Source organism: Aquamicrobium sp., assembly GCF_023954335.1.
GTDB lineage: Bacteria > Pseudomonadota > Alphaproteobacteria > Rhizobiales > Rhizobiaceae > Aerobium.
Genome location: NZ_JAMLIE010000001.1, coordinates 1,728,087 through 1,753,876, shown reverse-complemented (window position 1 = coordinate 1,753,876; position 25,790 = coordinate 1,728,087). Strand labels below are relative to the sequence as shown.

The 25,790-nt window shown below is 65.5% G+C and carries 28 protein-coding genes; 10 read left to right on the top strand and 18 right to left on the bottom strand.

From position 1 onward, the window contains the following. Positions 1-3 precede the first annotated feature (3 nt). The 12 genes from hsdR to M9945_RS08705 all read right to left on the bottom strand — a co-directional run bounded on the left by hsdR (position 4) and on the right by M9945_RS08705 (position 9,094). Positions 4-2,439 (bottom strand): EcoAI/FtnUII family type I restriction enzme subunit R, encoded by a 2,436-nt coding sequence (gene hsdR / locus M9945_RS08760; protein WP_367944190.1) that lies wholly within the window; start codon positions 2,437-2,439, stop codon positions 4-6. A gap of 30 nt (positions 2,440-2,469) precedes the next feature. Continuing rightward, complete coding sequence (locus M9945_RS08755) at positions 2,470-2,658, bottom strand: type II toxin-antitoxin system Phd/YefM family antitoxin (RefSeq protein ID WP_367944189.1); 189 nt, start codon at positions 2,656-2,658, stop codon at positions 2,470-2,472. 282 nt (positions 2,659-2,940) lie between these two features. Continuing rightward, positions 2,941-3,192, bottom strand: a complete 252-nt coding sequence (locus tag M9945_RS08750) for an HGGxSTG domain-containing protein (RefSeq protein ID WP_367944188.1) — start codon at positions 3,190-3,192, stop codon at positions 2,941-2,943. Continuing rightward, positions 3,182-3,721 (bottom strand): hypothetical protein, encoded by a 540-nt coding sequence (locus M9945_RS08745; RefSeq protein ID WP_367944187.1) that lies wholly within the window; start codon positions 3,719-3,721, stop codon positions 3,182-3,184. Before M9945_RS08745 ends, M9945_RS08750 begins: the two co-directional genes overlap by 11 nt. Next, positions 3,718-4,221: a hypothetical protein gene (locus M9945_RS08740; protein ID WP_367944186.1), complete on the bottom strand. Its 504-nt coding sequence runs from the start codon at positions 4,219-4,221 to the stop codon at positions 3,718-3,720. The genes M9945_RS08745 and M9945_RS08740 overlap by 4 nt, the downstream gene beginning before the upstream one ends. Next, positions 4,218-6,170 carry a hypothetical protein gene (locus tag M9945_RS08735; protein ID WP_367944185.1) on the bottom strand — a complete coding sequence of 651 codons (1,953 nt, stop codon included), beginning with the start codon at positions 6,168-6,170 and terminating at the stop codon, positions 4,218-4,220. The genes M9945_RS08740 and M9945_RS08735 overlap by 4 nt, the downstream gene beginning before the upstream one ends. Next, a complete protein-coding gene (locus tag M9945_RS08730; protein ID WP_367944184.1) occupies positions 6,167-7,057 on the bottom strand; it encodes a toprim domain-containing protein in 891 nt (296 codons plus the stop codon). The genes M9945_RS08735 and M9945_RS08730 overlap by 4 nt, the downstream gene beginning before the upstream one ends. Beyond that, positions 7,047-7,280: a hypothetical protein gene (locus M9945_RS08725; RefSeq protein ID WP_367944183.1), complete on the bottom strand. Its 234-nt coding sequence runs from the start codon at positions 7,278-7,280 to the stop codon at positions 7,047-7,049. Before M9945_RS08725 ends, M9945_RS08730 begins: the two co-directional genes overlap by 11 nt. A 137-nt stretch (positions 7,281-7,417) precedes the next feature. Further along, on the bottom strand, positions 7,418-7,639 hold the full coding sequence (locus M9945_RS08720; protein ID WP_367944182.1) for a hypothetical protein: 222 nt from the start codon (positions 7,637-7,639) through the stop codon (positions 7,418-7,420). After that, the gene (locus M9945_RS08715) at positions 7,632-7,898 is read right to left on the bottom strand and encodes a DUF5659 domain-containing protein (RefSeq protein ID WP_367944181.1); all 267 of its coding nucleotides are present in this window, start codon (positions 7,896-7,898) and stop codon (positions 7,632-7,634) included. The genes M9945_RS08720 and M9945_RS08715 overlap by 8 nt, the downstream gene beginning before the upstream one ends. Before the next feature lie 30 nt (positions 7,899-7,928). Continuing rightward, on the bottom strand, positions 7,929-8,696 hold the full coding sequence (locus M9945_RS08710; RefSeq protein ID WP_367944180.1) for an ImmA/IrrE family metallo-endopeptidase: 768 nt from the start codon (positions 8,694-8,696) through the stop codon (positions 7,929-7,931). A gap of 44 nt (positions 8,697-8,740) precedes the next feature. Then, positions 8,741-9,094, bottom strand: a complete 354-nt coding sequence (locus M9945_RS08705) for a helix-turn-helix domain-containing protein (protein WP_367944179.1) — start codon at positions 9,092-9,094, stop codon at positions 8,741-8,743. A gap of 369 nt (positions 9,095-9,463) precedes the next feature. Here M9945_RS08705 and M9945_RS08700 point away from each other — a divergent pair, with 369 nt between their 5' ends. Then, complete coding sequence (locus M9945_RS08700; RefSeq protein ID WP_367931465.1) at positions 9,464-10,408, top strand: ABC transporter ATP-binding protein; 945 nt, start codon at positions 9,464-9,466, stop codon at positions 10,406-10,408. Then, a complete protein-coding gene (locus tag M9945_RS08695; RefSeq protein ID WP_367944178.1) occupies positions 10,405-11,166 on the top strand; it encodes an ABC transporter permease in 762 nt (253 codons plus the stop codon). Before M9945_RS08700 ends, M9945_RS08695 begins: the two co-directional genes overlap by 4 nt. A 21-nt stretch (positions 11,167-11,187) precedes the next feature. Here the strand turns inward: M9945_RS08695 and M9945_RS08690 are convergent, their stop codons facing one another. Next, positions 11,188-11,673 carry a MarR family winged helix-turn-helix transcriptional regulator gene (locus M9945_RS08690; RefSeq protein WP_367944177.1) on the bottom strand — a complete coding sequence of 162 codons (486 nt, stop codon included), beginning with the start codon at positions 11,671-11,673 and terminating at the stop codon, positions 11,188-11,190. Positions 11,674-11,729: 56 nt separating this feature from the next. Between M9945_RS08690 and M9945_RS08685 the strand changes: the two genes are divergently transcribed. From M9945_RS08685 to M9945_RS08665, 5 genes are all read left to right on the top strand, one after another. Beyond that, on the top strand, positions 11,730-12,116 hold the full coding sequence (locus tag M9945_RS08685) for a VOC family protein (RefSeq protein WP_367931462.1): 387 nt from the start codon (positions 11,730-11,732) through the stop codon (positions 12,114-12,116). Between the two features lie 29 nt (positions 12,117-12,145). Then, a complete protein-coding gene (locus tag M9945_RS08680; RefSeq protein WP_367931807.1) occupies positions 12,146-12,619 on the top strand; it encodes a VOC family protein in 474 nt (157 codons plus the stop codon). 115 nt (positions 12,620-12,734) lie between these two features. Continuing rightward, a complete protein-coding gene (locus tag M9945_RS08675) occupies positions 12,735-13,376 on the top strand; it encodes a hypothetical protein (protein WP_367944176.1) in 642 nt (213 codons plus the stop codon). 52 nt (positions 13,377-13,428) lie between these two features. After that, on the top strand, positions 13,429-15,441 hold the full coding sequence (locus M9945_RS08670) for a DUF4139 domain-containing protein (RefSeq protein WP_367944175.1): 2,013 nt from the start codon (positions 13,429-13,431) through the stop codon (positions 15,439-15,441). A 21-nt stretch (positions 15,442-15,462) separates the two neighbouring features. Then, entirely contained in the window at positions 15,463-15,843 is a 381-nt protein-coding gene (locus M9945_RS08665) for a hypothetical protein (RefSeq protein WP_367931805.1), read from the top strand. A 42-nt stretch (positions 15,844-15,885) separates the two neighbouring features. On the opposite strand, the gene M9945_RS08660 is transcribed toward M9945_RS08665, so the two are convergent. From M9945_RS08660 to M9945_RS08650, 3 genes are all read right to left on the bottom strand, one after another. After that, positions 15,886-16,164 carry a TRAP transporter large permease subunit gene (locus M9945_RS08660; protein ID WP_367931806.1) on the bottom strand — a complete coding sequence of 93 codons (279 nt, stop codon included), beginning with the start codon at positions 16,162-16,164 and terminating at the stop codon, positions 15,886-15,888. A gap of 47 nt (positions 16,165-16,211) precedes the next feature. Continuing rightward, the gene (locus M9945_RS08655; RefSeq protein WP_367944174.1) at positions 16,212-18,242 is read right to left on the bottom strand and encodes a TRAP transporter permease; all 2,031 of its coding nucleotides are present in this window, start codon (positions 18,240-18,242) and stop codon (positions 16,212-16,214) included. A 97-nt stretch (positions 18,243-18,339) separates the two neighbouring features. Next, positions 18,340-19,362: a TAXI family TRAP transporter solute-binding subunit gene (locus M9945_RS08650; RefSeq protein ID WP_367944173.1), complete on the bottom strand. Its 1,023-nt coding sequence runs from the start codon at positions 19,360-19,362 to the stop codon at positions 18,340-18,342. A 164-nt stretch (positions 19,363-19,526) separates the two neighbouring features. On the opposite strand from M9945_RS08650, the gene M9945_RS08645 reads away from it, so the two are divergent. Continuing rightward, a complete protein-coding gene (locus tag M9945_RS08645; protein ID WP_367944172.1) occupies positions 19,527-19,958 on the top strand; it encodes a hypothetical protein in 432 nt (143 codons plus the stop codon). A gap of 108 nt (positions 19,959-20,066) precedes the next feature. Here the strand turns inward: M9945_RS08645 and cysN are convergent, their stop codons facing one another. Together cysN and cysD are read right to left on the bottom strand one after the other, a co-directional pair. Next, positions 20,067-22,013, bottom strand: coding sequence for a sulfate adenylyltransferase subunit CysN (gene cysN, locus M9945_RS08640; RefSeq protein ID WP_367944803.1), 1,947 nt, complete (start codon positions 22,011-22,013; stop codon positions 20,067-20,069). Positions 22,014-22,026: 13 nt separating this feature from the next. Next, positions 22,027-22,932, bottom strand: coding sequence for a sulfate adenylyltransferase subunit CysD (gene cysD / locus M9945_RS08635; protein WP_367944171.1), 906 nt, complete (start codon positions 22,930-22,932; stop codon positions 22,027-22,029). 399 nt (positions 22,933-23,331) lie between these two features. Between cysD and M9945_RS08630 the strand changes: the two genes are divergently transcribed. Together M9945_RS08630 and M9945_RS08625 are read left to right on the top strand one after the other, a co-directional pair. After that, the gene (locus M9945_RS08630) at positions 23,332-24,426 is read left to right on the top strand and encodes a hypothetical protein (protein WP_367930783.1); all 1,095 of its coding nucleotides are present in this window, start codon (positions 23,332-23,334) and stop codon (positions 24,424-24,426) included. Between the two features lie 214 nt (positions 24,427-24,640). Next, on the top strand, positions 24,641-25,720 hold the full coding sequence (locus tag M9945_RS08625) for a hypothetical protein (protein WP_367930782.1): 1,080 nt from the start codon (positions 24,641-24,643) through the stop codon (positions 25,718-25,720). The last annotated feature ends 70 nt before the right edge of the window (positions 25,721-25,790 follow it).

The window sequence follows — 25,790 nt, the reverse complement described above, 5'->3', positions numbered from 1 at the left end:
GGCTCAGGCGGTCTCCTGGTAGAGCGCGTCCTGCATTTCGTGGACGGCCTTCTCGAAGCCCTCCTTGCCGCCGAACGCCTTGATGAGTTGCACGACGCTGCCCATCGCGGTGAAGGGCGTGACCTTCAGCACATTGGCATCGTCGAGATTGAGCACGCCCTCGTCGCGATACTTGTCCAGCAACGCATCGAGCACGGCGCGGGCCTGCGGCCCGTATTTGGTGAACACGTCACGCTTCTTGACGTTCTCGGCCCGCTCGCGGCGGGTAAGCGGCTTCCGATCAAAGGCGACGTGGCAGATCAGATCGAACGGGTCGAGGTTCTTGCCGAGTTCATCGGCGACGGCATCGAGCGCCAGGCCCTCGGCCTCCAGTTCCTCGATAATCGCCTGCTTGCGCTCGGCGGATTTCCAGCGCCGGAGGAAATCGTCGAGGCTGGCAAAACGCTTTTTCAGCGCCGTCCGGGTGAAGTCGCGCAGGGATTCGGTGACGAGCTTGCCGTTCTCGTCGAGATATTCGACGCGCTCGGCCAGGATGCGGGCGCCGACGCCATCGACGTAGATCTTGCGGATCGGGCCACCTGGCGGCAATGGTAGGCCCGGCTGATCGACCACCGTTTCGTCCTCGCCGGGTTCCGGCGGGATGGCGTCGTCGCCCTGCGGCGCGTCGTCGGGCGGCGTGATCGGATCACCGTCGCTCGGCTCGTAAATCTGCACCGGGTCGCCGTCGAAATCCGGGTCGGCAAAATGGCTAGTCGCGCCGCGAAAGTCGATCAGCGTGAAGAAGAACTTCTTGCTGTCCTCATGAACGCGGGTGCCGCGCCCGACAATCTGCTTGAACTCGGTCATCGAGCCCACCGCACGATCGAGCACGATCAGCCGGCAGGTCTGCGCATCAACACCAGTCGAGAGCAGCCGCGAAGTCGTCACCAGCACGGGATATTTCGATTCCGGGTCGATGAAATTGCCGAGCTGGTCCTGGCCTTCCTTGTCGCTGCCCGTGATGCGCATGACGTAACGCTGATTTTCCGCGACCAGATCGGCGTTCTCGTTGACGAGCGCCTGCCGCATCCGCGCCGCGTGCTCCTCATCGACGCAGAACACGATCGTCTTCTGGAAGCGGTCGCCGCTTTCCTTCAGGAACTCGGTGATTTTCTTCGCGGTCAGCACCGTGCGGTCGTCGAGCACGATATGCCGGTCGAAATCCTTCGTGTTGTAGATGCGGTCCTCGACCTCGTTGCCGTCGCGATCGAGCTGGCCGAGTTCGGGGCGATAGCCTTCCACATCACGGTCGATGTGAACCTTGATGACCTTGTAGGGCGCGAGAAAGCCGTCGCTGATGCCCTGTTTCAGGGAATAGGTGAAAACCGGCTCGCCGAAATATTCCGTGTTGGAGACGTATTCCGTCTCCTTCGGCGTGGCGGTGAGGCCGATCTGCGTTGCGCCGGAAAAGTGGGCGAGGATTTCCCGCCATGCCGAATCCTCGGCCGCGCTGCCGCGATGACATTCGTCGATGACAATGAGGTCGAAGAAGCCTGGAGAGAACTCGCGATAGAGCTTCTGCCGCTCCTCCGGGCCGGTGATCGCCTGATAGAGGCCGAGATAAATCTCGAAAGCGGTGTCGATGCGCCGCCTGTTATCGAGTGCCAGCGGCAGATCGACGGCGGTTCCGTCCTGTCGCTCGATGGTCCTGGCATTGGTGGATAGCTTCGCCATCGCCGCGCCGAAGGGGCGAAAGTCGTTCACCATCGTCTGGTCGATCAACACGTTGCGATCGGCAAGGAACAGGATGCGTTTCTTGCGGCCGGCCTTCCAGAGCCGCCAGATGATCTGGAACGCGGTATAGGTCTTGCCCGTGCCCGTCGCCATCACCAGGAGCACGCGGTCACGGCCCTTGGCGATGGCCTCGATCGCCGCGTTGACGGCGTTCACCTGATAATAGCGTGGTGTCTTGCCGCTGCCGTCGTCGAAATAGTCCTGAAGCACGATCTTCTCGGCTTCCGCGTCGAGCCCCTTCCAGGCGCGATAGCGTGCCCATAGACCGGCCGGCGACGGGAAGGCGTCGAGCCCGAGATTTGTCTCGACTGGAACGCTTTGCCCGGTGCGGTCATGGAACACGAAGCCGTCGCCGTTCGAGGAAAACACGAAGGGGATGTCCAGCGTCATCGCGTAGTCGAGGCCCTGCTGGATGCCGTGGCCGACCGGATGATTGTTGTCCTTGGCCTCGATCAGCGCGATGGGGATATTCGGCTTGTAATAGAGTACGATGTCGACCTTCTTCGCCTTGCCGCGCGTCACCAGCTTGCCGCGCACGATGATGCGGCCCTTGGTGAAATAGACCTCCTCGCGCACCTGCGCCATCTCGTCCCAGCCGGCGCGCTTGACGGCGGGCAGGATGAACTTCGTGCAGATATCGCGTTCGGTAAGGCTCCTCTTGTCCATGCGTTCAGCGGCCCCCCGCCTTGTTCCCGCTCATCCCTGCCCCTCTTTCGCCGGCGGCTTCTCGCACTCATCCAGCGCCTTCAAGCGTTGATACTCCTCGATCGCCATGACGACGACGACGGGGCGCCCATGCTTGGCAACAGCAACAGGATCGGCGCGAGCCAGGTCGATCAATCGCCCGAAACCATACTTCGCGTCTTTCGCGCTCAGGGTCTGCATGCGACTCCCCGCCATTCTCTCCGCTCATATTGGCCAATATGGCCTAAAACACAATGGATTCCGGATTCCGGTGGATTCCCAAAAAAAGAATCCAGTGGCTGGCCACGCGCCGCGCTTCGCCCGCCAGCATACGCAGATCGCCCGGAAGGACCCGTGACTTTCTTCAGGCGGGTGTTGAGTTTAGGCAATTCCCACTGCCACGCTGCACCGGCCTTGCGCCTGGCTTTCCCGCATACGGACTCCACGGGGAGGAACCGCAGAAAGCGCCCACGGGCCAGCAACCTATCCATCCACCTCTTCGATAACGCCTCGCATGGATCGGATGAGCGCAGCCAGTTCCCTCCGCTCGGCGATGGCGTCGGCGGTATAGCGGCCGTGCTTGAGGGCATTGCTATTGCCCATGGCCGCGCCTGGCGCCTTGCCGCCGTGCATCCGGCAGCGTCCGTTCGCCATCGCGGGGGATCGGCACGGCGTCCCGTTCCGGGTGCGCGCGCCGCAGCGCAGGCTCAGGTGCATTTTCAATCTACTTTGCATGGGGTTGTTCCTCCGTTTTCGTTCGACCCCCACCCCCCGGCCGCTCTATCGTCCCGACAACGGCCTGCCCACCCGCATGAACATGGACATGCTCGACGGTTACTTTCTGCTGGCCCTTGCCGCGATGCCGGTTGAGGGCTTCGAGCAACGTCGCCCATGTGCGGGACAGCTTGTTCGCCTGGTTGAGGTTCTCGCGACGGCCCTCGAATGTCTGTTCGCCGATCATGGCGCGGCGGTAGCATTCCATCGCGGCGTTGTGGGCGGCGACCAACTGTGCCGCCATCATGCCTTCCAGTTCATCTTTCGGACCGATGCCAGCCAGTCCAGCGACGGTGGCACTCAGCTGGCGGTCCCGCTCCTGGGCATCCGAGTTCTTTACCCATAGTGCCTGTACCGCCTGATTGGCCAGTGTGTTGTTCCAGTGGTCGGACTGCGATCCGCCGATAGTCTTCAGCCGGCCCTTGCGATCGTCGGGATCGTCGGCGAGTACGGTTTTCGGCGCGTGGGTGGCGGGTTTCCTGGTGCTCATGGCGATGTCCTCATCGAGATTCCAAAGGTTGAGAGGGCGGCGACGGCTTCGGCGTTCCGGCCTGCGTGCCAGGCGTCCCAGCAGCGCGAATGCAGCCAGGCATGGCCGATCGGTTCTGTGCCGAACGGCAGCACCGCGTCGTGGGCGTGCTCGCTTCCACCGCAGCCGAGGCAGCGACCGGGCGGCGAGCGCACCGGATTGCGGTTGAGCCATTCGGTGATGCAACAGGCGAAGGCGCGGACCTCGGCCTGATCGCGTGGTAAGCCGCCGTTGAACTCGGCAATGCCTGCCCGTTCGTCGTAGAAGGCGCGCCAGTCCTCGCCCGACCAGCCATCGCTGCCGGTGCGCAGCAGCAAGATCACCTCGACCTTGTGACGCGAAAGCAGGTCCAGCACGGCGGCATCCGGCGCAGTGTCTGCGTCCAGCGTGAGGGCATCGCCATCGACGTCGATCCGAACGCCGGCATCGCGCGCGGCCTTGAGGGCTTGGACAGCGCTCATAGCCGCATCCTCCAGCCCGCATTTTCCGGCGCGGATTGAGGTGGGCGGCTTGCGTCCGCACCGTCCGCATCGGCCTCAGCGTTCGATTTCAACATGTTGGCGCGGACGGTAGCGCCAGGCTCGCCCGCTGAACCGCCCGCGAACTCGCCGACCGTCCGCAAGCCCCGCGAGGCGAAGCCATTGCCGGAACCGGCCTTCGGCCGATCGGCGGGCGGTGCGGACGATGCGGACGGTTGCGCCCCTCGGGTTTCCGGCGAGGCGGGTTTGCCGGCCGTGGTGATGCGGATGGTTCGCGTCCGCGCCCGCCCTTCGCGCTCGAAACCGATGTCGATGCCGATCTTGCGCAGGAAGGTCGCCGCCCGGCGCAGCCGGCCCGCCAGCGCCCGAGGACTATCGGGCCAGGTCTTGGATTTGGTGATACGCTCGCCTGCCGCTTCTCCAAGGGCGCCCAGAAGATCCGAGGCAGTTCCCGTCCACTCCGTCCGTTCTGTCATCACGGCGCGCACCGCAGCGGCAACCGGATCAGCGTCGATCACGCCTTCAACGGCGTCGTCGCGGTTTCCGCAATAGGCTGACCAGAATGTGCCGGCAGGCCAGATCGCGGTTTCGCAGGCCGAAGCCCACAGCGCGAAGTCTGCCATGCGCGGCAGCTTGGGCAGATGAGTATCGGGAAGCCGTTTCAGGCCCTCCACCACCGCATCAAGCAGGACGCCGAGGATATGCGCGCGTTCTGCCTCGAACGCCGCCCACAGCTCCGCCTCCGGTCGGCGTCGCATCTCGGGGATTGGTTCCAGTGTCAGGAACACCGCACGGTCGGCAAGGTCCGGCCGGGTCACGATGTCCTCGATCCCGTTGAGAATCACCGGACGTGCGGCATCGAACAGCACCTCATCCTGATCGGTATAAAGCTGGCGCACCGCAAAACCGCCGCCCGTGGCCAGCCGGCAGAGCGTGTCCGAAATCCATGCCGGCAGGCCCGACACATTATCGAAGGCCAGCACATGGCCATTTCTCGCGGCGATGAACAGGTCGCGGTCCTCACGCGGCAGGGCGCGCAACGGCGCCGTGTTCGGGTCCAAGAGCGCCCGCAGGATTGCCGAGAAGGTGGATTTCGCCGAACCCTGCTCGCCTGACAGCACGAGCGCCGGATAGGGACCCCGATTGCGCAGGCATGCCAGCGCCCAGGCCACCACCAGCACGAAATCCTGATCGGACTGGACATTCAGGAATGCGCGCAGCGTGCCCACCGACCCGCCCGGCACCGGCACGGCCAGCGGCTGCATGCCGGCCGCGCGCCGGAACCGCACAGGCGGCTGGTCAATCACCCGCCAGCCGGTCGCGTCGATCTCCACCGCTCGCCAAGCGTCGTCACCGAGGTCGAGATAGAGCCGCCCGTCAAGGCCACCGACACGAATGAACACCGACCGCTCCGGCCCGTCGAAATGAGCCTTTGCCTCGATAACGTTGAGCGCGGATTGCAGCGCCTCGGAACTTGGCGCGCCGCTGGTCTGCTCAAAGAATTGCCGCGCCAGCCAGCGACGGAAGCCTTTCGTGCGTACTGGCCAGGTTTCACGATGATCGTTGATCATGATGTCGGCGAAAGCCGTGCCGTCCGCCGAATGGAACAGCTCCGCCCCGCCTGCGAGGTCGATCAGGATGTCAGCCTGCGTCGGGCCACGCCCGCCATCGCCGGTTTCTTCGGCCATGGCCTCGTCCAGCGCCGTCACCCGGCATCCGGCTTTCTTGAGTTTCGCGCGCAAGGCTTCGAAAGCTGCGCGGTCCTCCGCCTTGAGGGCGACCAGCCGTTCAAGAATCTCGGGCGCGAATGCCGCGCCGGGGTCTTCGGCGGATTTCTCGACCAGACCGTCAAGCGGATCGGTGATTTCTTCGGCCGCGTCGATGGCATCGACGATAGGATTCAGGTCTTCGCCTTCAATCTCGCTACTCATTGCCTGCCCTCCTCGATGTCGGACACGCGGCCGAGCAATACATCGTTGAAATCCAGACCACGGGGAGGTCGAGCGATGCGCACCCGCCGCCCCTGCCGCATCCACCGCGAGGCGCAGGCGCGTGCTGCGGCTTCGCCGGGATCGTCGCCATCGGCCAGAATGATCACGTTGCGCACGCTATCTGGCAGGTCGAGCGCCCGCAGTCCGGAGGTGGACAACGCTGCCCACGCAGGGTTCCCGGTCGCCTGCATGGCGGCGAGACAAGTCTCGATGCCTTCGCCGATCATCAGGACTTCGTCAGGCTCCTCCAGGCGAACCGCACCACCCCGGCACGGGCCGAGCATCATCTTTGCGGGTACGACCGGTGCCTTGGCCCGGCCCTCTTGGGCGAGGAACGTGCGATGGATGGCCAGTGGCGTATCGTCGGCGCCCCGCGTCACCAGCGCGACCATGCAGGGAAAGAAGCCGCCCGATGGGTGCTTCAGGCCCGCGTGAAAACGCAATGATGACGGGAGCGAGCAGGTCAGACCGCGCGACGCGAGATAGGCTTCGACCGGCGTGCCCTCGGTGGGAAGCGCGGACTGCCAGATCGAAAGCGCGTATGCACTCCGTTCCGCCTGATGCGGATCGGGATGCTGTAGCAACATCTTGCTACGGTGCGATTTCCGGACGGTCAAATGCTGCCTGGTGTCCCACAGTCCCCGTTCCTTCAAGATTGCGATCACGTCATGCTGGTCGCACCCTGCATGACAGCGAACCAGCACCTTGCCGCCGTCATCGCGGATGGAGAGGCTGGGCTCGCGATCGTCATGGGCCGGACAGCGCGCCGTCCAGCCTTGTCCGACCTTGCGCCCTCCAAGTGCCCTGGCGATGGTTTCAGCGGTCATCGCGCACCCCCTCATCATCAAAGGTCGTGCCGCCACCATTGTCGTTCGCCGGGTACGGCATGTCGGCCCGCGACCACTCGGCCAGGACGGCAAAGAATCCGGTCACGCTGGACGCAATTTGCTTCGCCTGGTCGCGGCTCAGATCGCGCCCGAGGCGCGGTTGCCAGACCTCGCGGGTTCGTCCGATCAGTTCGTCATTGAGATTGTCGTTTGCAGCTTTCACCGAAGATCTCACGGTCGGCTTCTCGCCGCTCCGTGCCCCTGATCTCCGGTCTCGGACTCCCACCGATGGCGCTGGATCGTATCGTCATTTGCATGTTCGGCGTCCCAATCGCAGGGATCGCCCGTTTGCGCACCATGTCAGCGCGGCAGCTCGTCCACGGGGATGGTGAACTTGTGGGATTTCCCGGCCTCGATCACGAGATCGCGGCGGTTGTTCTTGCCGATCCCGCTGGAAATCGTGCATCGGAAGTGGCCATGGCGCAGACCGTCGAGAACGATCTGGTCAATCTGATCGAGCGCCTGGCGCAACTGAGGGCCGCTGGTCTGGTCGGTGTCGGAAAAGGGAGTTCTTTCAAGCATTGTGCAGCAGCGCCTTCATGTCCTTGACGGTGGTGGAGAACGCGAGGGGCGGCACCATCGCCCCATCGCCGTAGAACGACAGTACGTCATCGCGCCGGGACGGCCGGTCGCGGAAAACGAAGACCTTGCGCCTTCCCTCGGCACGCAGATCGAGAAGTTCGTAACCGGTGCAGCGCAAAAAGCATGCGAGATAGAAGTCTCGGGTCTCGAACCCGTTGTCCCGCACCGATACGCCGCATTTCGTCTGTCCACTTGACACTTTACAATCTCCTCAAAAAAAGGGGCCAGATCACCTGCCGGACAGAAGCCGCTGGAGCGGTACCACACGATGAAGCAAGCCGAGCTTTTCCAGCCGGATACGCATGGCGATGGGAGACACGACGAAGCGCTCGGCCAGAGGCTTGCAGAACTTCTCCAGCGCCTCATCCTCCGTTTCGGAGATGTCGAAATCGCCGACAGAAGCACGGATGCGTGGAATCTCGACGAAGGCGTGCGCGATTGGCGTTTCCGGCTGGAGTACGCGCTGCTTCCGGTCAGGAAACAACTCGTCCCACAAGGCAAAGACCATCTTGCGCGGCATCAGCAGACAGGAGGCGTAGAAATCGGCCTGCCATTCCACCCGCTCCTTTGCCTCGCTCGTCCGGCAGATGAACCTGGGTTCGCTCGCGGCATCAAGGAAGGATGCCTGCGCTGTATTCTGTACGATGAGGTGTTGATGCAGCCGCCAGTGCCCGCCGCCCTCATGCGCCAGGGTGAAGCGATAGCGGCCCTCCCGCGTCGGATTCTCCTCGGGGTCGAGGCTTTCGTCGATGAAGATGCTGCCGTCACCATAGATCGCGCCAAGAATATCGGGCTGGCCGTTCGGAGGTCGCGGGATATTGTGGCGAGCGTGCATGTCGTCAAACTCAATCCGCAGCTTGAGGTACTTTTCAACGATGTCCTCAACGGGGATTGGCGGCTCGATCGTAACGCCCCGTGCGCGCTCATACTCTCCGATCAGGGATGCGGCGTCGCGCTCGATAGCCTCTTCGGCAAGATAGGGAACAAATCGGCTCATCTGTCATCCTTCATCTGCATCGGCGGGGCCATGCCCCCGTGGGTTCACTTACCCTTGGCCTTTCCTGCTTCCCGAGAGAGCCGGGCCAGTTCCTCGGCGCTCAGGCCGTTGGCGGTTCGCAGCAGCGCCGACATTTCGACGGGCTGCCGCTTGATGATGTCAGCAAGGTCGGAAGGCACGCGCCCCGCCATGGCCAGCAATTCGTCCGGATCGCATTCGAGAATGTGCGCGATCGCCCGAACCTTGTCCTCGGTCGGCGGCGTGAACTCGTCGCGCTCCACCTTCGACATGTAGGTCGGGCTCACTCCGATTTTCTTGGCCATTTCGCGCAGCCCGATCTCTCGCGCCTCGCGCTCCCGGCGGATGAATGCCCCGAACTTCTCCCTCCCGCTGGTCATGGCTCCTGTCTCCGTTTTCTGTTTAGCTGTCACTGTACATTCGATTCGGCAACATCGTCAACCATCCCCTAAACGGTGATCGAAATGCCGTCAGGCGGCCAGCTGAAGTTCGCGGATATCCTCAAGCACGCGCTTGAAATCGGGCTCCGGCGCGATGCACATGGTTCGATACGTATTCAGAAACGGCAGCCATTTCTTCTCATGCTTCCGACCTTTCCGGGACCACCGCAGAGCGTGAATCCTTTGCGAGGGGTGTCCAGCCTCCGACCGGGATCGACGCGAAAGAGCGCTCCGGTCAGCAACGCGCCGGGTGACGGTCGCCTCGCGGAGACCTATATGCGCCCTCTACAGCTCACACGGGACCGGACCATGCAGCCAGTCATATCCGTCAGGAACCTGACGAAGACCTACCAGAACGGCTTCGAGGCGCTGAAGGGCGTCGACCTCGACATCATGGAGGGCGAGATCCTCGCCCTTCTCGGGCCGAACGGCGCCGGCAAGACCACGCTGATCTCCATCGTCTGCGGCATCGTCAACGCCAGCGGCGGCTCCGTCACGGCCGGCGGGCACGACATCGTGCGCGACTACCGCGCCGCGCGCAGCCTGATCGGGCTGGTGCCGCAGGAGATGCATGTCGATGCCTTCGAGACCGTCTGGGCCTCGGTCTCCTTCTCGCGCGGCCTGTTCGGCAAGCCGCGCGACGACGCCAAGGTCGAGGAGGTGCTTGCCGACCTTTCCCTCCTCGACAAGCGCAAGGAGAAGATCATCAACCTGTCGGGCGGCATGAAGCGGCGCGTCATGATCGCCAAGGCGCTGGCGCACGAGCCGCGCATCCTGTTCCTCGACGAGCCGACCGCCGGCGTCGACGTCGAGCTGCGCAAGTCGATGTGGGAGCTGATCCGGCGGCTCAACCGCTCCGGCGTCACCATCATCCTCACCACCCACTACATCGAGGAGGCGGAGGAGATCGCCGACCGCGTCGGCGTCATCAACCATGGCGAGCTGGTGCTGGTCGAGGCCAAGGACGCGCTGATGCGAAAGATGGGCGAGAAGGTGCTGACCATCGAGCTGCGCGAGAAGCTCGACGCCGTGCCGGCGGCGCTGTCGCGCTACGGCCTCGCGCTCGGCGGGGACGGAACGACGCTCGCCTACAGCTACGACGTCAACGCGGAGCGCACCGGCATCTCCGCGCTGCTCTCCGACCTGCGCAGCGAGGGCATCGCCATGCGCGACATCTCCACCCGCCAGAACTCGCTCGAGGAGATCTTCGTCAACCTCGTGCGGCGGGATGCCCGCAAGGAGGCCGCGCAATGAATCTCCTCGCGATCCGCGCCATCTACAGGTTCGAGATGGCGCGCTGGTGGCGCACCTTCTGGCAGAGCATCGTCTCGCCGGTCCTGTCCACCTCGCTCTATTTCGTCGTCTTCGGCGGCGCCATCGGCAGCCGCATGGAGGACATCGGCGGCGTGTCCTACGGCGCCTTCATCGTGCCGGGCCTGATCATGATGACCATGATCACCCAGGCGATCGCCGTCGGCTCCTTCGGCATCTACTTCCCGAAATTCGTCGGCACGATCTACGAGCTTTTGTCGGCGCCGGTCTCCGCCATGGAGCTGGTCGTCGGCTATGTCGGCGCGGCCGCCACCAAGGCGGTGGCGCTCGGCCTGCTCATCCTCGCCACGGCGGCGCTGTTCGTGCCCATCGAGATCGCGCATCCGTTCGTCATGGCCGTCTTCCTGGTGCTGACGGCGGTGACCTTTTCGCTGTTCGGCTTCATCATCGGCATCTGGGCCGACAATTTCGAGCGGCTCCAGCTCATTCCCATGCTGATCGTCATGCCGCTCGTCTTCCTCGGCGGCGCCTTCTATTCGATCGACATGCTGCCGCCCTTCTGGCAGGCGGTCAGCCATTTCAACCCGGTGCTCTATCTCGTCAGCGGCTTCCGCTGGTCGTTCTACGGGCAGGCCGACGTCGCCGTCGGCATCAGCCTCGTCGCGATCAGCGCCTTCCTGGCCGCATGCCTCGTCGCGATATGGGCCATCTTCCGCACCGGCTGGCGGATCAAGAAATGAGCGGCTGCGGCGGGAGGGGTCCTAAGAGCGATCCTTCCCGTCGTCGCGGCCCAGAAGCGCGTTGAGGTCCGCCCGCAGGCGGTCGGCGCCGCCGGCGGCCAGCATGGCCTCGATATCGCGATGCGTCGCCGTCCAGACCGGAACGGCGCGGAACAGGAGGCCGCGCCCCCTCTCGGTCAACACGAGGCGGCGGGCGCGCCGGTCCTTCTCGTCGGGCCGCAGCTCGATCAGCCCGTCGCGCTCCAGCGGCTTGAGGTTCGCGGTCAGCGTCGTGCGATCCATGGCCAGAAGCGCGGCCACCGAGCCGAGCGTCGGCGGCAGCGGGCGGTTCAGCGACATCAGAAGCGAGAACTGGCCGCTCGTGAGGCCCAGCGGCCGCAGCGCCTCGTCGAAGCGGCGCGCGAGCATCCGCGCGGCGCGCTGCGCGTAGAGGCACAGGCAATGGTCGCGCACGTAATGCGTCGTTTCGAGCGGTACGATTTCGTGATTCGGCGTTCGGCTGGACATCGGTTAATTATGTTGATATCAACATTATCGTCAAGCTGGCTATAGAGGAGGAGGCCATGCTCAGGGACTGGAATTCCTCGGCCATCGTCGCGGTTTCCGACATCGCGCGTGCGCGGCGCTTCTATTCGCAGGTGCTCGGCCTCGAACTCGTCGAAGAGGAGATGGACGGGGTGATGGCGTTCCGCACCGGCGCCACGCGGCTCGTCGTCTACCGCTCGGACGCGGCCGGCACCAACCGCGCCAACGCCGCGGTCTGGGACGTCGAGGGCGATATCGAGGCGATCGTCGCCGACCTCGCCGCCAAAGGCGTCGTCTTCGAGCACTATCCCGAAATCGGCGCGTTCCGCGACAACATCCATCATGCCGACGGCATGAAGCTCGTCTGGTTCAAAGACCCGGACGGCAACATCCTGCACCTCAACAAGATGCCGGATCCGGACTGACCCCAAAGGCGAAAGGACAAGCGATGACCATTGCAAAGAACACCGTCTGCATCTGGTACGACAAGGACGCCGAGGCCGCTGCCCGCTTCTACGCCGAGACCTTTCCCGACAGCGCGGTGAACGCCGTCCACCATGCCCCCAGCGACTATCCGTCCGGCAAGGCGGGCGATGTCCTGACGGTCGATTTCACCGTCCTCGGCATCCCCTGCATCGGTCTCAATGGCGGGCCGGCGTTCAAGCACAGCGAAGCCTTCTCGTTCCAGGTCGCCACGGACGACCAGGAAGAGACAGACCGGTACTGGAACGCCATCGTCGGCAATGGCGGCGAGGAAAGCGTGTGCGGCTGGTGCAGGGACAGATGGGGCATCTCGTGGCAGATCACGCCGCGCGTCCTGACCGAGGCGATGGCCGCCGGCGGCGCCGAAGCGAAACGCGCCTTCGAGGCGATGATGGACATGAAGAAGATCGACGTCGCCGCGATCGAGGCCGCCCGGCGCGGCTGAAGCCCGCGCCCGCGACGGGCCGATCTGAAATATCTCCTTGCCATCCATTTGCCGCTGTTGCGCGACAGACAGGCGAGCTACCCTCCGCAGAACGGCCGCAGCAAGGAGAACCGTCATGCGCCTCAGGATCGCCGCGCTCGTCGCGATGGTGACGTTGCTTTCCCTGCCGGCGCTGGCAACAGAGGAGCAGACGCCCGAGCCGGCGCGGCTCTACCGCGTGACCGGCGTGGCGGCCGGCGACGTCCTCAACATCCGCGCGCAGCCCGACCCGACGGCGCAGATCACCGGCACGCTGGAGCCGGATGCGAGCGGCGTGGCGGTCGCCGGCACGCGGATGGAGGCGAACGGGGCGGTCTGGTGGCAGGTGGTCGGCGGCGACGGCCTCAGCTGGGTCAATGCCCGTTATCTCACGCCCGTCGACGATGCGCCGCCCACCGGCGACGAGACGTTTCCGCTGCGCTGCACCGGCACGGAGCCGTTCTGGAGCGTGAGCGTGACGGGCGGCGAGGCGCGGTTCGAGACGCCGACGGACGAGGCAAAGACCTGGCAGGCCGGCCCGATGACGCGCGCCGCCGGCCTGACCGGACGCTACGCCATCCGGCTGGAGGGCGGGGACGGCGTCGGCCATCTGGCCGCGTGGCGCAACCAGCGCTTCTGCTCCGACGGGATGAGCGACATCGGGTTTCCCTATGAGGGGATCGTGGTCACGCCGGACGGGACCGTCCATGGCGGGTGCTGCCTGAGGGCGGGAGAGTAGAGCCGGCCACGGGCGCGGCTGAACGACGGATGCGAGCCAAGGGAGGCCATCGATGAGGACAGGCGAAGCGGGCGTTCTTGCCGGTTTGAGCAAGGTGCTGATCGGCGCCTGCGCGGTGATCGCGCTGCCGGTCGGACTGGCGCTGGCGCAGGACGATGCGCGGCAACGGATCGAGGCCGTCACGCTGTCGTCGGGCGGGCTCGCCGAGATCCGCCGCAGCGTGCGGGTCGACGGCGCGGCCGGGTTCGGCTTCGATGTCCCGCTCGATCAGGTGGACGACATCCTCAAGAGCCTCATCGTGCGCGACCCCGCCGGCGGCGTCGCCTCGATGTCGCTGGACGGGCTGTCGCCGGTCGAGGAGACCTTCCGCCGCCTGCCCTTCTCGCCGGACGACATGAATGCGCTGCCGCGCCTGCTCGCCGCGCTGCAGGGCATCGCCGTGCGCGCCTCCTCCGGCGGCCGCACCGTCGAAGGCACGGTGCTCGGCGTGGAAACGGCACAGCCGGGCGAAGGCGCCGACGCCGCGCGCGAGCCGCTATTGTCGGTCATGACCGCGGAGGGCCGGATCGCGGTGCTGCGGCTGCGGGCCGACACCGAGCTCGACATTCTCGACCCGGCGATGCGCGACAGCCTGCGCGAGGCGGCCGCCGTCAGCGGCCGCGGCCGCACGGACGGCACGCGCACCGTCGCGATCGCGCTGGAGGGCGACGGGCAACGCGACGTGTTCCTCGACTATGTCGTGCCCGCGCCGGTCTGGAAGACGGCCTACCGCCTGATGCTGGGCTCCGCGGAGGAGGCCCGGCTCCAGGCCTGGGCGGTGATCGAGAACGCGACCGGCGAGGACTGGGGCGGCGTCGCCGTCACCCTTTCCTCCGGCGCGCCGGTCACGCTCGCGCAGCGTCTTCACCAGCGTTACTGGCACGAGCGGCCGGAAATCCCCGTGATGGCGCAGACCGCAGAACCGCCCCGACCCGACCGCTTCAGGGGGGTCGCGGCCGAGGAGGTCGAGCTCTTCTCGGACCAGGCCGCCTCTCTCGGGCGCAAGATGGTCGCCGCGCCGCAGGCGGCGCCGGCGCCCGTGTCGCCATCGGCTCCAGCCGCGCAGGCCGTCGCGGCCGAGGGCGAGGCGGCCGCCGTCTATCGCCTGCCCGCCCCCGTCGACCTGCCGGCCGGACGCACCCTCTCCGTACCCTTCATCGACGCCACGCTGACCGCGGAGCGCATCTCGCTGTTCCAGCCCGAGCGCGGCGACGTCCACCCGATCTCGGCGATCAGGATCGAGAACACCACGGGCGCCAGCCTGCCGGCCGGCATCGTCACCGTCTATGCGCCGGACGGGGAAGGCTATGCGGGCGACGCCCAGTTGCAGGGCCTGCCCCCGGACGAAAGCCGGATGGTGAGCTTCGCCGCCGACCGCAAGGTCGAGGTGACGACAGAGGCGGGACGCGACGAGATCCTCTACCGCGCCAGCCTCGCCGAAGGCGTGCTGAGGGCGACGAGCATCACCCGCGCCACCACGACCTATACCATCCACGGCGCGGAGGACGCGCCGCGCACCATCATGATCGAGCACCCGCGCAGGCCGGGCTGGCGCTTCTCCTCCCCGGCGCTGGACGAGGAGACGCCGACCCATCACCGGCTGCGCGCCGAGCTGGAGGCGGGCGGGACGGCGAGGATCGCCGCGACCTTCGAGCGGACCGAGACGGAGAGCATCGGGCTGGTCGAGGCCGACACGGACACGCTCGTCTTCTGGTCTGGCCAGATCGACGATCAGCAGACCGCCGGGAAGCTGACCGACCTCGCTGAGCGCCGGCGCGAGATCGCGCGCGCGGAAACGCAGGTCGCCGAGATCGGGCGTGAGGTGGAACAGGCGTCGGAAAATCAGGCCCGCATCCGCGAGAACCTCGCCGCCGTGCCGGGCGACAGCGGGCTCGGCCAGCGCTACGTCTCCATGCTGGAGGACGAGGAGAACCGTATCGCCGAGCTGGGCGAGCGCCGCCGGCAGGCGGAGCAAAGGCTGTCGGAGCTGCGCGCGGATTTCGCGGCGTTCGTGCGCGAACTGTAGAAACCATGCCTGCACGGGACCATGACGCCTATCGACTCGCCTGAGAGCGCCAACCTCGTGGCCGTCGGCCATGCCTATGGCCAGATGGAGGCGCAGATGGCCTGCGCCATGCTGGAATCGGCGGGCATATTCGCGCATCCGCAAACGCGCCAGACGGCTTCCGTCGCGTGGCACTACACGGTCGCGCTGGGCGGCATCGCCATTCTGGTTCCCCGATCGCGGGCGCGTGACGCGCTCGCGATCCTCGCCGGCTTCAAGCCCGAGCCCTCGCGTCCCCTGCCCTTCTGGCTGCTCCTGCTGGGCGTGCTGACCCTGTTGTGGTTCGCCATTCCGCTCCCGCCATCCGGCTATTTCGCCGCCAGGCACCCGGATCGTGTCGCGACGAGCGGGAGCGGCCGCTGACTTCGAAACCGATGGCTTCGCCGGGAGGCGAGGCCGTGCGCCTCACAGCAGCGACGGCAGGAACATGACGATCTCGGGAAAGACGGCGAGGACGAAGGTGAAGGACACTATCAGCACGAAGAAGGAGAAGGCCGCCTTGACCACGGTGCCCAGCTTCTCGCCCGTCAGCGCCTGGATGACGAAGATGTTCATCCCCACCGGCGGCGTGATCTGGGCCATCTCGACGACGATGATCGGGAAGACGCCGAACCAGACCTTGTCGTAGCCCGCCGCGGTGATCAGCGGCAGCACGATCGGGAGCGTCATCACGATCGGCGACATGCTGGACGCCGATCCGGACTGGCGCATTCCGCGAGAATAGCGACGTCTCAGGCCGGCTCTGCCACGGCGTCACGCTTCCGGAGCAGCGGCCTCAGCGCGACCGGCAGGAAGATCAGCGTGCCGACGATGGTGGTCGTCAGTTCGGGCGCGACCAGCAGGATCGCCGCGAAGGCGAGCAGCATCCTTTCCCACCACCACAGCCGGTCGGCGAGGTAGTCGGAGAAGGCGGCCGACAGCGCGGTGATGCCGAGCACGCAGCCATAGGTCGACAGCAGGAACTCGCTCAGCGAGAAGTTCTGCACCATGATAAGCATCGACGGCGAGAACACGAACACGAACGGCACCAGCGCCTTGCCCATCGACAGACGGAAGGCGGTGTTGCCGGTCGAGAACGGATTGGAATTGGCGATGCCGGCCGTTGCGTAGGCGCACAGCGCCACCGGCGGCGTGATGTCGGCGAGGATGCCGTAATAGAAGACGAAGAAATGGGCGACGATCGGCTCGACGCCGAGCAGCGCCAGGATCGGCGCGGTCACCGCCACCATGATCAGGTAGTTGGCGGTGGTCGGCACGCCGGTCCCCATGACGATGCAGACCACGGCGGTTAGAAGCAGCGTCATCAGCAGCGTCAGCCCGGCAACGCTCATCAGGCCGAACGGGATATAGGGCTCCATCGCCGTCGCCCAGCCCGACGCGGTCGAGGTGACCATGTAGGCGACCTTGAACGAGACGCCGGTCAGCGTGACGACGCCGATGATGATGCCGACCGTGGCCGCCGCCGCCCCGACGGCGAGCGCGTATTTGGCGCCGGTGACGAAGCCCTCCAGCACGTCCCGGACGCTCAGCCGGTTGCGCGGGTTGAGCAGCCCGACGAGGATGCAGAGCGTGATGCCCCAGAACGCGGCCAGATAGGGCGTATAGCCGTTCATCAGGATGCCGATCAGCACGAAGAGCGGGAACAGCGTCGGCCAGTCGCGCCTGAGCACCTTCCATATCTGCGGCATCTCCTCCTTCGTCAGGCCGCGCAGGCCGCGGCGCTTGGCCTCGAAATGGACCTGCATCAGCACGCCGAAGAAATGCATGAAGGCCGGCACGAGCGCCGCGATCATGATGTGGGTGTAGGGGATGCCAAGGAACTCGATCATCAGGAACGCGGCCGCGCCCATGATCGGCGGGGTGATCTGGCCGCCGGTGGAGGCCGCCGCCTCGACGGCCGCCGCGAAATGGCGCTTGTAGCCGATGCGGATCATCGCCGGGATCGTCAGCGCGCCGGTCGTCACCGCGTTGGCGATCGAGGAGCCGGTGATGGTGCCCATCAGCGCCGACGACACCACCGCCACCTTGGCCGGCCCGCCGGAATAGCGGCCCGCCAGCGCGGTCGCCATATCGATGAAGAGCTGGCCCAGCCCCATGCGGGTGGCCAGCACGCCGAACAGCACGAAGTGGAAGACATAGGTCGCCACCACACCCACGGGCAGGCCGTAGATGCCCTGGCTTGTGAGGTAGAGATGATTGACGACCGAGGGCCACGACGCGCCGGGATGGACGAGCATGCCGGGGGCATAGCGACCGTAGAGTGCGTAGAGCATCACGATCACGGCAATGACCGGCAGCGGCCAGCCCATCGAGCGGCGCGTGGCCTCAAGCAGCACGAGGATCAGCAGCGTGCCCATCGCCACGTCCACGGGCAGCGGGTTGCCGACGCGGAAGGCGAGATCGTGGAAGATCCACGGCACGTAGAGCGTGCTGACGACGGCAGCCGCCATGAACGCCCAGTCGTAGAGCGGGATGCCCGCCGGCCGCCACAGCGACGAGCCGTAGAGCTTCGTGTCGCCGCGCCGGCCAGAGAAGACGAGGAAGATCAGCGCCAGCACGAACGCCATGTGGACGCCGCGATGCGTCACCTCGCGCAGGAGACCGAAGCCGGCGGTGTAGTAGTGGAAGGCCGAGAGCGAGAACAGCGCCGCCGCGGCCAGCCATCCGGCCACCGGGCCCAGCGGGCGGAACCGGATCTCGGCGTCGAACTTCTCCTCCAACTCGCGCGCTTTTTGCTCGTCGAGCGTGGTCGTCTCGGTCATGGCCGTGTCCACCGCCAGGAAACAAGGGAACCGGATCGAACCGGGAAAACAGGACCGGCGCCAGCGCCGGTCCTGCCGGTCCTATCCGTGCGATGGACTACTGCACGCCGGGGATTACGAGGCCCGCCTCGCGATAGTAGCGCTCCGCCCCCGGATGCAGCGGCACGCCGATGCCTTCGAGCGCAGTCTCCAGCCGGATTTCCTTGCCCTTGACGTGGCCGGAATCGAGCAGGCGGCGGGAATTCTCGTTCCACAACGCCTTGGTGATCTCGTAGACGAGATCGTCGGGCTGGCTCGCGCCGACGACCCACTGGGCGCCGACCGCGAGGGTCTGGACGTCGTCCGTGACGCCTTCATAGGTGCCGCCCGGCACGGTGTTCTTCGAGAAGAAGCCGTATTCGCCGGTCACGGCGTCGGCCTCCGCGCCGGTGATCGGCACCAGCTTGATCGAGCGGCTGGTCGCCAGCTCGGCGATCGCGCCGGCGGGGAAGCCGCCGACGAAGAAGAAGGCGTCCATGTTGCCGTCGCGCATCAGGTCGGCGGCCTGGTTCGGCTTGAGATATTCCGGCTCGATATCGGTCTCGGTTATGCCGTAGGCCGCGAGGATCAGCCGCGCGTCGACCAGCGTGCCGGAGCCGGGCTCGTCGAGCGAGACCTTCTTGCCCTTCAGGTCGGCGACGCTGTCGATGCCGGAATCGGCGCGGGCGACGATATGGATGCTCTCGGGATAGAGGTTGGCGATCGTGCGCAGGCCCTCGACCTTGGCCTGGCCTTCGAACACGCCGGTGCCGGTATAGGCCCAGTAGGCGACGTCGGACTGCGAGAAGCCGGACTCGAGCGAGCCGCCGGCGATGCCGTTGATGTTGGCGACCGAGCCGTTGGAGGCGAGCGCCGTGGCGACGAGGCCGGGGGCGCCGCAGCTGCCGCCCTCCTCGCACGGGCGCGAGCCGGGCGGGTTGGAGATGGCGTTGGCGATCAGCCCGCCGATGGGAAAGTAGGTGCCCGCGGTGCCGCCCGTGGCGATGCGAAAGAAGCTCATCTCCTGGGCGCCGAGCGTGAACGCGGCAGCGCATGCAACCACCGTCGCCGCCGCCAGCTTCGTGATCCTCATCATCGTCATTGTATCCCCTTTTCGTGTCTTATCGTTGTCGTTGGCCCCTATCGTAGAAGCCGCAGGCCGATCCCTCAAGCCTTATCGGCGCACCCTCGGCACGCGCGTCCCGTGTCATAGTTTGGCGGCAATTCGATCCCTTAAGCGGAGGACCGGTTTCCGAAAGGGCGAACATGAAAGCTGCGCTCATTGTCATGACGATCATGGGTTGCGACGACAGCGTGACGCAATGCCACTACATCGACACGGTCGACCAGCAATGGCAGACGGTCGCGCTCTGCGATGCGCAGGCCGAATCCTACATGAGCCGTCATCAGGACGCGAACTATCCCGTCATCGTCGCCGTCTGCGAAGGCGCGAACGGCACGACGGTGGCGGATACGATCGAACCGTCGTCCGGGCCGGAACTTGCGGGAGCCCCCGCCGGCGACGACACGCCGGCGACGATCGAGGACGGCGACGGGAAGGCGAATCTCGCCGCCCGCGCGCTGAGCGTCGTGAGAAAGGCCATTCCGGACAAGGCATCGCTGCGGGCGGTCGTCACCACCCCGGTTCGGTACGCGGGAGACGGCTATTCATGGGTCGTAAGACGGTTCGTCGACTAGCCTTGGGGCCACCGGCAGGGCCAGCCTGTATCCGGCGCGGTCCGCCCGACTCCGTCAAGGCGAACCGACAGATAGCCGGGCCTTGGCTCTCCCCTGCCCGCCGTTCCGTCACCTGCCGGAGCCGTTGCCGTCCGTCTCTTCGCCGAGATGGCGCGCCGCCAGCCAGCGGTCTAGGATCTCGACCATGTCCTCGGGAGAGCGGCCGAGCGTGCGCAGGTGGATCTCCGGGGTTTCCGGCGGCTCGTAGGGGGAATCGACGCCGGTGAAGTTCTTGATCTCGCCCTTCAGCGCGCGGGCATAAAGCCCCTTCGGATCGCGGCGGGCGCATTCCTCGAACGGCGTGTCGACGAAGACCTCGACGAAATCGCCCGCCGGCATCAGCTCGCGCGCCATCCGCCGCTCCGCCCGGAACGGCGAGATGAAGGAGACGAGCACGATCAGGCCGGCATCGACCATCAGCCTGCCGACCTCGGCGACGCGGCGGATGTTCTCCACCCGGTCGGCCTCGGTGAAGCCGAGGTCGCGATTGAGCCCGTGGCGCACATTGTCGCCGTCGAGCAGGTAGGTGTGGCGGCCGGCCGCGTGCAGCTTGCGCTCCAGGAGGTTGGCGATGGTCGACTTGCCGGACCCCGACAGGCCGGTGAACCACAGCATCACCGGCTTCTGGTGCTTGAGGTCGGCGCGGGCGCGCCTGTCGACGTCCAGCGACTGCCAGTGGATGTTCTGCGCCCGCCGCAGGCCGTGCAGGATCATGCCGGCGCCGACCGTCGCGTTGGTCAGCGGGTCGATGAGGATGAAGGCGCCGGTCGCGCGGTTCTGCGCGAAAGGGTCGAAGGCGATCGGCATGCGCGTCGAGATGTTGACGACGCCAGCCTCGTTCATCGCCAGCGACTTGGCGGCCTCGTGGGAGAAGTCGTTGATGTCGATGCGGTGCTTCAGATCGGTGACGGTCGCGCTCGCCTGGTCGGTGGCCGTGCGCAGGATATAGTTGCGGCCGGGCATCAGCGCGTGCTCGTCGAACCAGACGAGATTGGCGGCGAACTGGTCGGCGACCTCCGGCCGGTCGGACGGCGTCACCAGCATGTTGCCGCGCGCGACCTCCACCTCGTCCTCGAGCACCAGCGTCACCGCCTGGCCGGCGACGGCGACGTCGAGGTCGCCGTCATGGGTGACGATGCGCCTGACCCGGCTGGCAAGGCCCGACTTCGCGACGACGACCCCATCGCCGGGCGCGACGGTGCCCGAGGCGATGGTGCCGGCGAAGCCGCGGAAATCGAGGTCCGGCCGGCTGACATACTGCACCGGGAAGCGGAACGGCAGCGCGGCGGCCTCCGCGTCGACCGGGACGGTTTCGAGATGCGACAGCAGCGTCGGGCCGTCATACCAGGGTGTGCGCTGCGAGCGGTCGCACACATTGTCGCCGTAGCGGGCGGAGAGCGGGACGGGCTGGATCGAGGAGAAGCCGAGCCCGTCGGCGAATGCGCAATAGTCGGCGACGATCCGGTCGAACACGCCGCGGTCGAAGCCGACGAGGTCGATCTTGTTGACCGCGAGCACGATGTGGCGGATGCCGAGCAGCGAGGCGATGACGGTGTGGCGCCGGGTCTGGCGCAGGACGCCCTGGCGGGCGTCGATCAGGACGATGGCGAGATCGGCGGTCGAGGCGCCGGTGGCCATGTTGCGGGTATACTGCTCGTGGCCGGGCGTGTCGGCGACGATGAACTTGCGGGCCGGCGTCGCGAAGAACCGATAGGCGACGTCGATGGTGATGCCCTGCTCGCGCTCGGCCTCGAGGCCGTCGACCAGGAGGGCGAAATCCACCTCGTCGCCAGTGGTGCCGTGGCGGCGCGAATCGTGCGCCAGCGCGGCGAGCTGGTCCTCGAAGATCTGGCGCGTGTCGGCGAGAAGGCGGCCGATCAGCGTCGACTTGCCGTCGTCGACCGAGCCGCAGGTCAGGAAGCGCAGCAGCGACTTGTTTTCCTGCGCGGCGAGATAGGCGCGCACGTCCGCGATGTCCTCGCGGCCGCTCGTCTCGCCCTCGCGCTTTTCCGGCATGGGGGCTCGCATGTCAAAAATACCCCTCGCGCTTCTTCTTTTCCATGGAGCTGGATTCGTCGCGGTCGATGAGCCGACCCTGCCGCTCCGAGGTGCGCGCCGTCAGCATCTCGCCGACGATGGCCTCGAGCGTGTCGGCGTCGGATTCGATGGCGCCGGTCAGCGGGTAGCAGCCCAGCGTGCGGAACCGCACCCGGCGCTCGACCACCTCTTCGCCCGGCAGGAGCTGCATGCGCTCGTCGTCCTTCAGGATGAGCATGCCGCCGCGCTCGACGACCGGGCGGGGCCTCGCCAGATAGAGCGGAACGATGGGGATGTTTTCCTGGAGGATGTACTGCCAGATGTCGAGCTCGGTCCAGTTGGACAGGGGAAAGACCCGGATCGATTCCCCGTCGGCGATGCGGGTGTTGTAGATGTTCCACATCTCCGGGCGCTGGTTCTTGGGATCCCAGGCGTGGCTGGCGTTGCGGAAGGAGAAGATGCGCTCCTTGGCGCGCGACTTCTCCTCGTCGCGCCGCGCGCCGCCGAAGGCCGCGTCGAAGCGGTACTTGTCGAGCGCCTGGCGAAGCGCCACGGTCTTCATGACATGGGTGTGGGCGTTGGAGCCGTGCCGGAACGGGCTGATGCCGTCGCGCACGCCGTCCTCGTTGATGTGGACGATCAGGTCGAAGCCGAGCCGGGCCGCCATCGCGTCGCGGAACGCGATCATCTCGCGGAACTTCCACGTCGTGTCGACATGGAGGAAGGGAAAGGGGGGCTTGGCCGGATAGAACGCCTTGAAGGCGAGATGCATCAGCACGGACGAATCCTTGCCGATCGAATAGAGCATGACCGGTCGGGAGAAGCTCGCTGCCACCTCCCTGAAGATATGGATGGATTCCGCCTCCAGCTTCTGGAGATGGGTCAATCGCGGCGCCATGTCGTTCTACCTTCCCGCCGATCCGTCCGGGTGATCTCGTGCTGTACAAATACCGTCCGACCGCGCGGGGCGCCGGCTAAAGCGAAAATCCCGCCGCCGGCCCTTGTTCGGGCCGAGCCGCGGTCGCCGTCCATTGGATCGTCGTCCTTATATGGATCGCCTCGCCCGGCTGCAACACTTCCCTCGCCCCGACCGGCAGCGAAGACGCGCCCGCCGCAGAACGCAGCCGGCAACCGCCACAAGCCATCATTGAAGAGGCGGCGGACGGCTGATAGAGACTGACGGACACCAAGGGGGAACCGGGCATTGGGATTGTGAACGCTGCTGGGGCTGGAGCAGTACGTCGATATTGATGCGGTCTCGATGCTCTTTCCGGCCAACTGACACGGAAGCGACGGCTTGACGCATCTGATCCTTCATATCGGTCATCCCAAGACCGGCACGACTGCTTTGCAGACGGTACTGTCGACAAACGCAGATCGGCTGCTGGAGGCGGGAGTCCTTTACCCGACGAAGGCGAAGCCATCCTTTCACAACCATGCTCTCGCGAAACCTGCCCTGACAGGTTGCGACGATCACGTCATCCGCGGCCGCTACGGTCTGGAAGGCGATGAACTCCGCCGACTGTCGGAACGCTATTGGGACTCGGTCAAAGCCGAAACGAAGCAGCATTCTCACGACACGCTGATCCTCAGTTGGGAATGGCTTTGGGATGTTGACGCAGCGCGCTCGGAATATTTCAGGAAGCGCCTGCTGGAGGTTTGCGATCATATAACGGCAGTCGGCTACTTGCGTGATCCTGCGCGTTTCTTTCTTTCAATGATGAACCAGCGAATCCGCATGTTTCGCGGGATATTGCTGTTTCAGGAGGATTACTATCGCTCCGTAATCGACGCTTATCGAGAAAATGGCTTTGAAACGTCGATCAACGTCTTTGAATCCGCACACTTCGCCAATGGCGACATCGTGACGGATTTCTGCACGAAGTACCTGCGTCCCGACCTGCCGGCGCTGGAACGCGGCGGGAATGCCGAGCGCGGCAATGAAAGCATTTCGAACGAAGCGATGGTGATTCTTCAGGAAGTCGCGCGCGCGCATTCGACTTCCTCTCCCGATGCCAGTCCGGACGCCAGGGATTCGCGCCGGAGCAAAACGGTGCGGATCGTCTACGAAGCGGATCGCGCGCTCGGTGGCAATCTGCGCCCTTCCCTGAAGCCGGAAATCGAGGCCGCGCAGGTGGCACGCTCCACCGATCTCATCTGGCTCCGCGACGAGGCCGGCATCCAGTTCGCGAATGTGGATTACGACCTCGTCGGCACCACGGGCCATCCCGATCTCGCCTCGCTCCACAGCGTGGAGGACTTCTCGCCGATCGATCCCGATCGCCTCGCCGCCCTGCGCGCAATGACGGAGCGGAAAATAGCGCGTGTTTATGGCCGCGGAGCGCCTGTATACTCCCTGGTCCGTCGATGGTTCGGGAGCACAACTCCATGACCCGGCGAATAACGATCGCGCATGTCGAGGTCTGGAAGACCGGCCGTCTCCGCAATCCAGCATCGATCGGTGGCCAGCCCGGTCCGGCGGTCGGATTGTCGAATCCTCATTCCGGTTACATCACTCAAGGTCGGCTTCGAAGCGAACTCGCCTGCAATTTTTTGGGGCCGCCTAGCGCGCACTCTTCTGTATGTTGGGCTGGGAGAACGACAGCTTGACACATCTGCTTCTTCATATCGGTCATCCCAAGACCGGCACGACAGCCTTGCAGACTGTGCTTTCGGCCAATGCGACCGAGCTGTTGCGGAACAGAATTCTCTATCCTGTCAGGGCAAAACCTGCGGAGCACAAGCACTCTTTGATTATCCCGAGCATGACCGGGAAGGAGAATCCCAGGCTACGCCGGATAACCCATCTCAAAGGCGAAGCGTTAAGCGAGCTGTCCGAACGTTACTGGCTCTCTCTCAAGTCCGAGATCGAGACCTGCGCGCACGACACGCTCGTCTTGAGTGCGGAAAGCTTCTGGGAAGTCGGTGATAGCCCAGGCTTCAGGCAGCGCCTCTCCGAAATCTGCGATCGCGTGACGGTGGTCGGCTATGTGCGCGATCCTGTCGGCTTCTTCCTGTCGCGAATGAATCAGAATCTCCGGATGCTTAAACGAATCTCACTCTTTCGCCCTGATTATTGCCGGTCGGCCATCCAGGCCTATCGAGCGAATGGTTTCGAGCTTGTCTCCATAAACGCCTTCGCACCCGCACAGCTTGCGGCAGGCGACATCCTCACCGACTTTTGCACGAAGTACCTGCCGATCGCGCTGCCGGCCCTGAAGCGTGGCGGGAACAAGGAACGCGGCAACGAGAGCGTCTCCAACGAGGCAGCGGTGCTGCTCCAGGAGATAGGGGCGAGCCATGCAAGGTCATCGTCCGACATGCAAGATGGACGCCGGGGCAAGATCGTTCGCGCGTTGCGCGAGGCAGACCATGCGCTCGGCGGCAACCTGAAGCCCTCATTGAGACCGGAGATCGCTGACGCGCTGGTGGCGCGCTCCGCCGACCTGATCTGGCTTCGGGATGAGGCCGGCATCCGGTTTACAAACGTGGACTACGGTCTGGTCGGCACCACGGGTCATCCGGAACTCGACTCGCTGCACAGGGTCGAGGATTTCTCGCCGGTCGATCCCGAACGTCTCGCCGAGCTGCGCGCGACGATCGAGCGCAAAATCGGGCAAACAGATGCACGAAGCAGTACCGTGCGCTCATTCTTCCATCGGTGGATCGGAGGCGCTGCACAGTGACCCGGCGCACGGCGATCGTCCATGTCGGGGTCGAGAAGACGGGCTCCACCGCGATCCAGCACTGGCTGGT